Origin of the sequence: Paenibacillus sp. GCM10027630 (genome assembly GCF_042676305.1) — a bacterium.
In the GTDB taxonomy this organism is placed as follows: domain Bacteria; phylum Bacillota; class Bacilli; order Paenibacillales; family NBRC-103111; genus Paenibacillus_S.
Genome location: NZ_JBHTGY010000035.1, coordinates 37,683 through 50,181 on the forward strand (window position 1 = coordinate 37,683; position 12,499 = coordinate 50,181).

A 12,499-nucleotide genomic window follows, 5' to 3' on the forward strand; every position below is an offset into this window, starting at 1 on the left:
ATCCGGATGGTTTTCCTTATTAGCTTTTGGCTGATTGTGCCGGGCTTCCTTGCTGTACGCTTTGGTGAGCAGCCGCGACATCTTCTGCCTCCGAGGTTTCAGCCGAGCGGTAGCTGAAGAAGAATAAAACTCGTGTAATGGCAATGAGGACAAAGCAGCCCCATATCGGCAAGAAGGCAAGCAGTGCTCCGGACAGGAGCGCTCCGATCCCGTTACCAGCATTCATAACGAGCTGAAAGTCAGAGAAGTAGACCATCTCTTTCCGGTGTTTGGCAGCTTCCCGCATCATAATGGTTTGAGAAGCGACTTCATTGACGGCAAGGCAAACTCCAACCCAGCCTTGGATAACGAGCAGCAGCCAGAACGAATGGATAAATCCATAGGGCAGTAAAGCAAGCGCCATGCCGATAATGGCTATTCCATATACCTTCATCATGCCGAAGCGATCCATGAGCATGCGGGCAACTGGCAGCAGCAGTGTCGATACAACACCTGCTATGACTACAAAATAAGCGATCTGCGAATTGCTTAATTTCAATACGTTGACATGATAAATGACGAGCAGCGGAGCTACCATGGCTATTCCCGCATTGTTAAGCCCGAGCCACCACGTTTTACGGTCACATTCTTGAAAGGGACGTACCCAGGTAAGCTTGATCGGTTGTTTTTCTTTGGGAGCCAGCTCAGCCATAAGGGACATTCCGGCAAATGTGGATAAGCATCCGATTAGCATCGAAAATACATAGTTTTTTGGAAACATCCAATTATAGGCATCAAGAAAATGCCCGATTGTAAAGCTTCCGATAGTGACGATAACGATCCCGATAATTTTATTGTTACTGAATATTTTCGAGAAATCATTGGGAGACACCCATCTGCGCATAAGAGCAGGCTTCTGAGCATCCGACACCATGACGGATACCGCATTGACGGACCAGAAAAACAACAAGTAAGGGATTGGATTGGGAAGCAGGACGGAAAAGGCCATGCACAAAAATGCAAACTGACGGATATAACCGCCTGTAAGAAAAACACCTCTGGTAACCGGCAGCTGTCGCGTTAGAAACGCTAACGACAATGCACAGAACAGAGGCGGAAGTGAATTAGACAAAGCTATTTGGAAATTGGTTGCACCTAAACGTGCGATTAATACCTGCAAAAAGGTGAAGAAGAATACGCTTTTCATGTTTTGCAATGCGGCGTCCAGGTAGATGCGGGTTGAAAGCTTCATCGGTTCTCAATACCTTTCTTATCTTGGCTGCGGAGTCGAGCATAAGCTCCGTTAGTGACTTCTCCGACTAGCATACCTCGATAAGTTGACGAATTACATGGACGGTGCTACTGAAAAACATGGATTATCATGCTTTGGAAATAATCGCGAATAATGGATCATTCTTTCCAGCTTTGAGGATGTAAATCGGAAATATAGGCTGCCGCTGCTGCATTGCTGATCACTTGCTCCGGGCTTTTGCAGCCTGGAATAACGGCTGTCACTGCCGGGTGCTTGAGGCACCACGCTAATGCCCAGGTCGCCATATCGACGCCTTCCGGCACCTCGTTCTCGCGAATATGCGACACTTCCTCAAGCTTACGCAGCGTCTGTTCACGGTCATGGTTATTGCGCACGTCATTTTCCGCGAATACAGCTCCCGGCTTATACTTGCCGCTCAAATAACCGCTGGCTAAAGGCACGCGTGCCAGCACACCCAGATCCTGCTCCTGGCAGGACGGGAATACACGTTCCTCCGGCTTTCGGTCCAGTCGATTATAGACGACTTGGATGACCTGTGAGTTAACTTTGGTTGAGGCCGCGGTTTGGTGCAGGTTATCGTTGCTGCCGATTGAAGTGCCCAAGTGCCTGATTTTTCCCGCTTGAACCTGTTTATCCAGCACCGTCCATAACTCATCGTTATCAAAAGCTTCATCTGAGCCGGAATGAAATTGATACACATCTATATAGTCGGTTCGCAGAGCCTTTAACGAATCCTCAAGCTGCTTAAGCACATCAGAGGTGGACCATAGCTGGTTACGGCTGAAATTTTCATTGAAGTGATGTCCGAACTTGGTTGCAATAACCCAATCCTCACGGCGTTTTCGAGAAATATAATTACCGATCAGCGCTTCTGAAACATGGTCCCCATAGCATTCCGCCGTATCAATCAGATTAATGCCTGAAGCTTGGGCTTGATCCAAAATAGCATTGGCCTCTTGCTGAAGAAATTGCTTGCCCCATTCTCCTCCGAATTGCCAGGTGCCAACACCAATGATGGATACTTTCAAATTCGTTGTTCCTAACCGCCGGTATTTCAAATCGAATCCCTCCCATGATCATATGTGTTCTCCTATATTTTAACGATATTATTTCCATGAAGTCAAAAAAGCCAATTTCTTGATTGCCTATTAGTTTTGGGATAAAATGCTGATTAAATATGCAAATTATGAAGTAGAAAAGATGAAATGAGCTTTTCGAAGGCTTAGGAGGTAGTTCAACAATGCGAAAACAAATCATTATTTTGATGCTGGCACTAACCGCTGCTGTCACTGGGTTAACGGCTTGTACTAAGAAAATAGACAAGACAGGAGCAAGTCCTGCAGTGCTGGAGGGTCAGTCCGAGCATTGGAGGGTAAAAATCCAATATGTGACTAACGGAGACGCGCTTGACGAGATCCTGTCCATGCAAACAACAATAACTGAACAAACTATGGAAGAAGTTACGGCAACCATCTATCATAAAGACCAGGAACCTAAAGCATTGCCTGTTACTGAACCGTCTTTGTTCAAATTAGGCCAGCCGCTGACCTTCGTCGATAAAGGAGCTATTAAAAATTGGAAGGACACAGAACAGGTTGCTGTTGAATGGAAAATCGGTGAAACAAGAACAAAGGAATATGTAACGGTGGAAAATAAATCGGCAGCTGCAGCCCCCAAATAAACCTTATATACAAAATTTATGTTTTATTAATATTTCCTTTGTCTGAATCTTGTAAGGTATACATAAGGATCAGGCGAAGGGATGGGAGTATTGTGCAGCGAGTAAAACGATGGATCAAAGAATGGGTGCCGACTCTGGCGATAACTATAGCGATAAGCTTCACTTTCAATACGTATATAGCACAAGGGATGACCGTGCCGACCGGTTCCATGCTGCCGACTATTCAGCTCGAAGACAAGATTCTGGTAGAGAAAATGGTAGGTCTAACCAATTTTCAATTCGGTGATGTTGTTGTCTTCTATCCTCCGCTTCCCGGCCATGAAGAGGAGCGATTTGTTAAACGGTTGATAGGGCTGCCGGGAGATACAATTGAAATCAAGCAGGGTAAGCTAATCCGTAACGGACAGATCATAGAGGAAGCTTATGTAAAGGAACCGATCAAATACAGCTTTGGTCCGGTTCAAGTGCCGGAGGATCAATATTTTTTCTTGGGCGATAATCGCAATGACAGTCTTGACTCGCACTTATGGCCGACCCCATTTGTGAGCAAGGACAAGCTGGTAGGTAAAGTGATGTTTCGCTATTATCCAATTGCCGATATCGGTGTGTTGGATCCCAAGTAAGCTGATATTTGAAAGCCGCCTCCGTCAAAAGTATTTTTGACGGAGGTTTTTAGTATGATTTTTAGAGTTTATTAGCCTCTTTTGTTTTTGCGCTGTGATATGCCAACTTTTTTGCCGGCACGATTTTTTTTCTGTTTGACGGAGGATACGCTGCACATTACGTCTTTGGAGGTAGCGGTGTAGATATGCTCGTAATGAGGCACGCAATGATGCTGGTTAATGATCTCAATAGGATGAATGACTTCAACAAGTTGAGGATGAAAGTGATTCTCATACATAGTCACCGGTGGGTCAAAAATAGTTTTGGTAGGGCAATCTGGACAAAAAGCCATTTTCTTCAGCTCCTTTGATTGGGTATAAGACACTATACGTTACATTCGACCAATTGGTCTGTTCGATTGTCCCTGCTTCAAATACCCATTTCTCCAAGGCGTACTTTCCGTATCTGGACTGCCTGGCTTGCATCTTTAATCGAATTTGCATATAATATGCTAATACTTACATACAATGAAATGCGTTGACGGAGAAGAGTAAGCAGTGCCTCTATACAGGGAGGAGCCGCCGGAGATTGAGAGCGGTTCTACAGAAACAGGCTGCCGAAGTTCGCTCCTGAGCAGACCTTTGAACCCGTACGGTGAAATCCGCGGCAAGTAGAGGGAACCGGCCGCATCACATGCGTGAACCGTTATGTTTAATGAAGCGAGAGGTATCGACTGTTGCTTGTATTCCGGGGAATTGCCGGTCTGCAAGGAAACGCGGGGCTTTTCGAAACTAGGGTGGTACCACGACTTTTTCGTCCCTGATCCGGGATGGGGGAAGTCTTTTTTGCGTTCGTTGTGTCGCACACAAATACCGCTTACGAAAAAAGCTTGGTAAAAGTAAAGCTCGATAAGGCTTACGAAGAAAGTTTTGCCAAGGCAAAACTCGAAGGAGGAGAAGAATCATGAAAGAGCGTTTAGAGGCTTTAAAAGCAGAGGCGCTGCAGGAGCTGGCGCAAGTAACGAACCAACAGCAATTGAACGACATGAGGGTCAAATATTTAGGCAAGAAAGGACCGTTAACCGAGGTTCTGCGAGGTATGGGAGCATTAAGCGCCGAGGAGCGCCCAGTTATCGGCCAAGTGGCGAATGATGTGCGTGGAGCCATCGAAGCGGTTATTGAGAGCAAGCAAGCCGAGTACCTGAAGGCGGAAACCGAGGCCCGGCTTCGTGCGGAAACGATCGACGTAACCCTTCCAGGCAGACCGGCGGGTCTTGGTGCCGTGCATCCTATCAGCAAGGTAATTCAACAGATTGAAGATATTTTTGTAGGTATGGGCTATACCGTGGCAGAGGGGCCAGAGGTTGAGCAGGACTATTATAACTTTGAAGCTTTGAATCTGCCGAAAAATCATCCGGCGAGAGATATGCAGGATTCCTTTTATGTGACGGAAGATATTTTGCTGCGCACCCATACTTCACCCGTACAAGTGCGGACGATGGAGAAAATGAAAGGCGAGGTGCCGGTTAAAATCATTTGTCCGGGACGTGTATACCGCCGCGATGATGATGATGCGACTCACAGCCATATGTTTACACAGATTGAAGGTCTTGTAATCGACCGGAATATTCGTATGAGCGATTTGAAGGGAACTTTGCTGCAGTTCGTACAAGAGCTGTTCGGCAAGCAGACGCAAATTCGGATGCGCCCAAGCTTTTTCCCTTTTACGGAGCCAAGCGCTGAGGTTGATGTGACCTGTGCGATGTGCGGCGGTGCGGGATGCAGAGTTTGCAAGCAAACCGGTTGGCTGGAAATTCTAGGTTCCGGAATGGTGCATCCACGTGTATTGGAAATGGCCGGCTATGATCCGGAGGAATATAGCGGCTTTGCTTTTGGAATGGGAGTCGAACGGATTGCGATGCTGAAGTATGACGTTGAGGACATTAGACATTTTTATACGAACGACCTTCGATTCTTGAAGCAATTTGTACATCTGTAAAAGAGAGGAGCGTGAGCGGACATGAAAGTATCATATCAATGGTTGTCCCAATATGTGGACGTGAGTGGATATACAGCCGCAGAGCTAGCGGAAAAGCTAACGCGCAGCGGTATTGAAGTAGATTTTGTGGAGGACCGTAACAAGGGCGTGGAGGGCGTGTACGTCGGCTACGTGAAAACGCGTGAAAAGCATCCGGATGCGGATAAGCTGAGCGTGTGTACGGTGGATGTGGGCCAAGCAGAAGATTTGCAAATCGTATGCGGGGCAAAAAATGTGGATGCAGGGCAAAAAGTGCCTGTAGCTATCGTTGGAGCGAAGCTGCCGGACGGCTTGAACATTAAGCGGGCGAAGCTGCGTGGTGTGGAATCGCAGGGAATGATCTGCTCAGCCAAGGAGCTCGGCTTGAATGATAAGCTACTGCCGAAGGAAATTCAAGAAGGTATACTGGTACTGCCGGCGGATACCAAGGTTGGGGAGCCGATCCTGGATGTGCTTGCCATAAACGATCATGTAATGGATCTGGATTTGACGCCGAACCGGTCCGATTGCTTAAGCATGCTGGGTGCAGCTTACGAAATCGGTGCTATTCTTGGACGTCCTGTGAAGCTTCCTGATTCAGAGCAGGGTATTGCCGGCAGCGCTTCTGCTGTTCAAGCATCCAGCCGCATCTCTGTCGAAATTACAGCGGAGGAGCAATGCTCTCACTATGCTGCACGATTGATTGAAGGTGTAAGCATTGGGACATCGCCACTATGGATGCAGAACCGCCTGATGGCGGCAGGCATTCGCCCGATTAACAACATTGTCGATATCACAAACTATGTGATGCTTGAATATGGTCAGCCGCTTCACGCGTTTGACGCTGATAAGCTCTCCAATGGGCATATCGACGTTCGTATGGCGAAGCAGGGTGAGAAGCTTATAACGTTAGATGGTGTTGAGCGTACATTAGAATCCCACATGCTTCTGATTACTGACGGTACTAAACCGGTAGCAATAGCAGGCGTAATGGGTGGGGAAAACTCCGAGGTTACGGATAGTACAACTCGTATTTTACTGGAATCAGCTAAATTTGACGGCGGCACAGTGCGCAAAACATCACGTCAGCTTGGGCTTCGTTCGGAAGCTTCCTTGCGTTTCGAGAAGGAAGTTAATCCTGAGGCTGTCCTGCCGGCATTGAATCGTGCGGCTTCGCTTATTAGCGAGTACGCAGGCGGACAGGTAGCGGTGGGAACGGTTGAAGCAACGACTCAGAAGCATCAACCGGTAAAGATTGATTTGTCCGTTGGACGTATCAATGATTACTTGGGTACAGAACTGACTGTTGAACAGGTGAAAAGTATTTTTGACCGTTTAAGTTTTACTTCTGATGCTAACGGCGATCTATTCACGGTTCATGTACCGAGCCGTCGTGGCGATATCACAAGAACAGTTGATTTAATAGAGGAAGTAGCGCGTCTATATGGCTACGATAATATTCCTACAACACTTATGTCAGGTGTAACAACACCTGGAGCGCTTAATAAAGAGCAGACGATTCGCCGTCTGGCTCGCAATCTGCTTACCGGCAGTGGGTTGTATGAGGCAATTACGTATTCATTTACACATCCTCAGCAGATTGTTGATTTCCCTGGCGCCTATAAAGAAGCTAAACCGGTGGCGCTTGCTATGCCTATGAGTGAGGATCGCAGCACATTGCGTACGAGTCTTATCCCTCATTTGCTGGATGCGGCTTCGTATAACCGGAATCGTAATACAAACGATGTTGCAGTATTTGAAATTGGCAAAGTATTCGTAACGGAGGAAGCATCGCTTTCACATTTGCCAGATGAGCGCTTGATGTTGGCTATACTTTTGACCGGTAAACGTCAGGAAACTCATTGGGCCGGTAAATCAAGAGATGTCGATTTCTATGATTTAAAAGGTGCATTTGAGAGCTTGATCAGCTATCTTGGGCTGTCAGGCACTGTTGGATATACAGTAGCTCAGCCGGAAGGCCTCCATCCGGGACGTACAGCACATATCACTTTGACAACGGCTGAAGGTACCAAAGTAATTGGAACGCTTGGGCAGCTTCATCCTACACTTCAACAGCAGAAGGATTTGGCTGATACGTACGTATTAGAGGTTGAATTCACCGTGCTGGCAGAACATGCGGATGAGCAAATTACTTACAAGCAATTGCCTCGTTACCCGTCTATAGGACGTGACATTGCCGTTGTTGTTAATCGCGAAGTGCAGGTCGGTGATTTGACTGCCAAAGTAAGCGAAGTTGCCGCTGAACTGCTTGAATCCATCCAGGTATTCGATATTTACACAGGAGATCGTTTGGGTGCTGATAAAAAAAGCGTAGCTCTTTCTTTGGTTTACCGGACTCCTGAACGTACGTTGACGGATGAAGAGGTAAGCGAATTGCATGCCAAGGTCGTTGATGCATTAGAGAAGACTTTTGCAGCTGAGTTGCGTAAATAGTTTATAGTAAGAATGTCTCTGGAATTTGAACAAAAGTACGCCTTTAATAGCAGGAAAAGCGGTTCAACGTATCGAATTAACATGAGATACGAGGGACCGCTTTTTTGGGTGGCTGGAAAGTATAAGTTTTAAACCTTTCCTTCGCTTTACCTTGACACAAACGTGCTTGTCCCCAAGGACATAGCAGATGTTATCCTTGTATAAGGATTTCCTGAAAAGCAATAGGACTATGCCGTCTTTACTTTACTTAAAATGAATTTAGAAAGATCGTTTTTTTTTAGAAACAGGGAAGATTGCCGAAAGGCTGGTAAGGATGTTTATACCTCTTTAGGGGAATTAAGTTAAGTCCGAAAGGAGAGCTTACAGGTGAGTGAAGACAAAATCCGGATGACGGTAGATATATTTGGCAGCCAATATAAGCTGGTTGCCCAGACGAACGTTACATATATGAAGCGGGTAGCTGCGCAAGTCAATGAACAAATGCATAAAATTGCCGCGGGATCCCCGCGATTGGATACGCCGAAGATTGCTGTGTTAGCGGCGGTACATATGGCTAGTGATTATTTTAAAATGCAGGAGGAGCTGGAGCAATCTCTTGATAAACAGCGGCAGCTGGAGCAATCCCGAGAGGAGCTCAGCAAGCTCCAAGAACAGCATACGCTGCTTCAGCAGCAGTTGGTAGGCGAGCAGGGACGAATACAGCAATTGGAATCAGTAAGCCAAGGTCTGGAAACTGAGAAGAAGCAAGTGAAAGCAGAGGTGGAAAAGCTTCGCGAGGCTGCGATTCAATCGAAGCAGCAGCAGGAGCGGTTGGAAGCGAATTATCGAACCGAGCGAGAGAACCGCAGTCAAGCTGTAGAACAGCTGCAGGCTGTACAGAAGGAAGCCGCTGAGCTTCAGGAGCTGAACAAGTTACAGGAAGCGGAGCTTGCGGCGGGAACAGAGCGATCAGCTGCATTGGAACAGCGATTGGTGAAGCAGTCCGAGGAGAAGAAACAGCAGGATCAGCGGATTGAGCAGCAGTTGAAGGAGCAGCGCAGCCTGCGCGGCCAATTGGAAGAGAAGCAAAGCCAACTGAATAAACAAGGGGAAGCACAACGGAAGTTAGAACAGCAGCTGCAGCAGGAACAAGGACAGCTGCAAACCTTACGGTCCCAGTTGGAGGAACAGCAAGGCGAGGTGCAGGAACTGGAAGCTCTTTGCAACAGCCGACAGCAGCAGCTGGAGGAGCTGAGTCTGCAGAACGATCAACTGCAGGATCAAGTACGCGAACACCTGCAAGAGTATGAATTGCAGCTTGAACTATACAATGAGCTCCAGGTTGAGCTTAAACAAGAGCAGGATCGTGGTCGTGCAAGTGAGGAGCAGCTGCAAGAGCAGCATGAACAGAAGCGGCAGCTGCAGGTACAGCTCGGCCATCAGGCTGAGGAAGGACGTCTTTTGCAAGAGCGTCTGGAGCAGGAAAGAGCGAAAAACGAGCTAGCGCTGCAGGAGCAGCGTGAGTTGCAAGAGCGTCTGGAGCGACAGCTGGCGGAAGAGCGCGAGTCGAGCGAGTTAGCGCTACTAGAGAAGCAAGAGAGTTTGGAGCAGCAGTTGGCGCAGGTGCGCGAGCAAAGCGTGGAAGAGCAGCGTGAGCTGCAAGAGCGTCTAGAGCGACAGCTTGCGGAGGAGCGCGAAGTGAGCGAGTTAGTGCTAATGGAGCAGCAGGAGCGTCTGGAGCAGCAACTGGCACAGTTGCGCGAGCAAAGCGTGCAAGAGCAGCGCGAGCTGCAAGAGCGACTGGAGCGACAGTTGGCGGAAGAGCGCGAAGCAAGCGAGCTAGCGCTAATGGAGCAGCAGGAGCGTCTGGAGCAGCAGCTGGCGCAAGTGCGCGAGCAAAGCGTGCGAGAGCAGCGTGAGCAGCAAGAGCGTCTGGAGCGACAGCTGGCGGAAGATCGCGAAGCGAGCGAGCTAGCGTTAATGGAGCAGCAGGAGCGTCTGGAGCAGCAGCTGGCGCAAGTGCGCGAGCAAAGCGTGCGAGAGCAGCGTGAGCAGCAAGAGCGTCTGGAGCGACAGCTGGCGGAAGATCGCGAAGCGAGCGAGCTAGCGTTAATGGAGCAGCAGGAGCGTCTGGAGCAGCAGCTGGCGCAAGTGCGCGAGCAAAGCGTGCAAGAGCAGCGTGAGCTGCAGGAGCGTCTGGAGCGACAGCTGGCGGAAGAGCGCGAAGCAAGCGAGCTAGCGTTAATGGAGCAGCAGGAGCGACTGGAGCAGCAGTTGGCGCAGGTGCGCGAGCAAAGCGTGCAAGAGCAGCGCGAGCTTCAAGAGCGTTTGGAGCGACAGCTGGCGGAAGATCGCGAAGCGAGCGAGCTAGCGTTAATGGAGCAGCAGGAGCGTCTGGAGCAGCAACTGGCCCAAGTGCGAGAGCAAAGCGCGCAAGAGCAGCGCGAGCTTCAAGAGCGTCTGGAGCGACAGCTGGCGGAAGATCGCGAAGCGAGCGAGCTAGCGTTAATGGAGCAGCAGGAGCGTCTGGAGCAGCAACTGGCCCAAGTGCGAGAGCAAAGCGCGCAAGAGCAGCGCGAGCTTCAAGAGCGTCTGGAGCGACAGCTTGCGGAAGAGCGCGAAGCAAGCGAGCTAGCGCAAATGGAGCAGCAGGAGCGTCTGGAGCAGCAGCTGGCGCAAGTGCGCGAACAAAGCGTGCAAGAGCAGCGCGAGCTGCAAGCACGTCTGGAGCGACAGCTTGCGGAAGAGCGCGAGTCGAGCGAGCTAGCGCAAATGGAGCAGCAGGAGCGTCTGGAGCAGCAGCTGGCGCAAGTGCGCGAACAAAGCGCGCAAGAGCAGCGTGAGCTGCAAGCACATCTGGAGCGACAGCTTGCGGAGGAGCGCGAAGCGAGCGAACTGGTGCAAATGGAGCAGCAGGAGCGACTGGAGCAGCAACTGGCACAGGTGCGCGAACAAAGCGTGCAAGAGCAGCGCGAGCAGCAAGAGCGTCTGGAGCGACAGCTGGCGGAAGAACGCGAGTCGAGCGAGCTAGCGCTAATGGAGCAGCAGGAGCGTCTGGAGCAGCAACTGGCGCAGGTGCGTGAGCAAAGCGTGCAACAGCAGCGTGAGCTGCAAGAACGTCTGGAGCGACAGCTGGCGGAAGAGCGTGAAGCGAACGAGCTAGCGCTGCAGGAGAAGCAAGAGAGCTTGGAACAGCAGCTGGCGCAAGTGCGCGAGCAAAGCGCGCAAGAGCAGCGCGAGCTGCAAGCACATTTGGAGCGACAACTGGCGGAAGAGCGCGAAGCGAGCGAGCTAGCGTTAATGGAGCAGCAGGAGCGACTGGAGCAGCAGCTGGCGCAGGTGCGCGAACAAAGCGCGCGAGAGCAGCGTGAGCTGCAAGAACGTCTGGAGCGACAGCTGGCGGAAGAGCGTGAAGCGAGCGAGCTAGCGTTAATGGAGCAGCAGGAGCGACTGGAGCAGCAACGGATGCAAAATGAAGCAGTTGCAGCTCAATTGCAGGCTCAGCTAGAAGTGCAGCGCGGGCAATTCGCTGAGCAGCAGCGTCAGCTGGATAGCGCGTTGGAGGAGGCTCAGCTGCTGCAGGAGCTGCAAGATGAGCTGCAGTCGCAGCATGAAAGTCTAGAAAAGCAGCTTCAGGAGCAGTATGCTCAAAGCGCACAAGCACTTCGCGAGCGGGATGAGCGCTATGCCCTTCTAGAGCAGGAGCTGCGTCAGCGTGGAGAACGGCTTGTAGAACAGCAGCAGCAGCTTACGACTATGCAAGAGGAACAGCGCGGATTACTGTCGCAATTCCGTGAGCAGCAAGCTTATCAGCAGCAGCTGCAGGATACTGTCGGTCAATGGCAGCGCCGCAGCGATGAACTGACCAAGCAGATCGAGGAGCAGCGTAGTCAATTGAATGGACAACGCGAAGAGTTGGAACTTCAAGAGGAGCTCTACAGCGAGCTTGAAGGCCAGTTTACCGAACTGCAAGCCAGTTTAAAGCAGCAGGAGGGTCAGAGCCGCGAAGCAATAATGAAGCTGGAAGAACGTTGCCATTCGCTGCAAGAACAGCTTCAAGGGCAAGGGGAAGCAGCAGCAGCGCTTGAAGCTCAACTGCAGCAAGGTACTGGTCAATATGCAGCGCTTGAGCGTGAATATCTCGAACAATTGGAGCATAACCAAGCATTGGATAAGCTTCAGGAGGAACAACAGGAACGAATTGAACTCTTGGAGCAGCAGTCCAGACAATGGCAGACCCGTACGGACGAATTATCCGGAGAGGCCGAGAAGATCCGCCGTCAGTTTACAAGCCAGCAAGAAGAATTGCTGCTGCAAATAGAGCTATATAATGAGCTGCAGGACAAATATGATGAACAGACTCAACAGCATCATTCACTGCAAAATGAATACATGAGCCATCAAGAGCGTGCTGAACGGATTTTCACGGAGCTCGGGGAACTGAAATCCGAATATGAAAAGCTGCAGACCGAATATAACGAATGGATTGAGCTTGTAGAAAAGGAATAGAATAA

General features: G+C 49.9%; 8 protein-coding genes. 5 read left to right on the plus strand and 3 right to left on the minus strand.

Going from position 1 to position 12,499, the window contains the following annotated elements; all coding sequences use genetic code 11:
• Nucleotides 1-19 precede the first annotated feature (19 nt).
• Nucleotides 20-1,231 carry an MFS transporter gene (locus tag ACFQ0C_RS16940; protein ID WP_379368250.1) on the minus strand — a complete coding sequence of 404 codons (1,212 nt, stop codon included), beginning with the start codon at nucleotides 1,229-1,231 and terminating at the stop codon, nucleotides 20-22.
• Nucleotides 1,232-1,389: 158 nt separating this feature from the next.
• A complete protein-coding gene (locus ACFQ0C_RS16945; protein WP_379368251.1) occupies nucleotides 1,390-2,310 on the minus strand; it encodes an aldo/keto reductase in 921 nt (306 codons plus the stop codon).
• 182 nt (nucleotides 2,311-2,492) lie between these two features.
• Here ACFQ0C_RS16945 and ACFQ0C_RS16950 point away from each other — a divergent pair, with 182 nt between their 5' ends.
• Both ACFQ0C_RS16950 and lepB read left to right on the plus strand, forming a co-directional pair.
• Nucleotides 2,493-2,933, plus strand: coding sequence for a hypothetical protein (locus ACFQ0C_RS16950; protein ID WP_379368252.1), 441 nt, complete (start codon nucleotides 2,493-2,495; stop codon nucleotides 2,931-2,933).
• A 92-nt stretch (nucleotides 2,934-3,025) separates the two neighbouring features.
• Nucleotides 3,026-3,556, plus strand: coding sequence for a signal peptidase I (gene lepB / locus ACFQ0C_RS16955; protein WP_258218029.1), 531 nt, complete (start codon nucleotides 3,026-3,028; stop codon nucleotides 3,554-3,556).
• Nucleotides 3,557-3,627: 71 nt separating this feature from the next.
• Here the strand turns inward: lepB and ACFQ0C_RS16960 are convergent, their stop codons facing one another.
• Nucleotides 3,628-3,888 (minus strand): hypothetical protein, encoded by a 261-nt coding sequence (locus tag ACFQ0C_RS16960; RefSeq protein ID WP_379368253.1) that lies wholly within the window; start codon nucleotides 3,886-3,888, stop codon nucleotides 3,628-3,630.
• Nucleotides 3,889-4,499: 611 nt separating this feature from the next.
• Between ACFQ0C_RS16960 and pheS the strand changes: the two genes are divergently transcribed.
• From pheS to ACFQ0C_RS16975, 3 genes are all read left to right on the plus strand, one after another.
• On the plus strand, nucleotides 4,500-5,534 hold the full coding sequence (pheS, locus tag ACFQ0C_RS16965) for a phenylalanine--tRNA ligase subunit alpha (protein ID WP_379368254.1): 1,035 nt from the start codon (nucleotides 4,500-4,502) through the stop codon (nucleotides 5,532-5,534).
• Between the two features lie 21 nt (nucleotides 5,535-5,555).
• On the plus strand, nucleotides 5,556-8,006 hold the full coding sequence (gene pheT / locus ACFQ0C_RS16970; RefSeq protein ID WP_379368255.1) for a phenylalanine--tRNA ligase subunit beta: 2,451 nt from the start codon (nucleotides 5,556-5,558) through the stop codon (nucleotides 8,004-8,006).
• Nucleotides 8,007-8,372: 366 nt separating this feature from the next.
• The gene (locus tag ACFQ0C_RS16975) at nucleotides 8,373-12,494 is read left to right on the plus strand and encodes a hypothetical protein (RefSeq protein WP_379368256.1); all 4,122 of its coding nucleotides are present in this window, start codon (nucleotides 8,373-8,375) and stop codon (nucleotides 12,492-12,494) included.
• Nucleotides 12,495-12,499 lie beyond the last annotated feature (5 nt).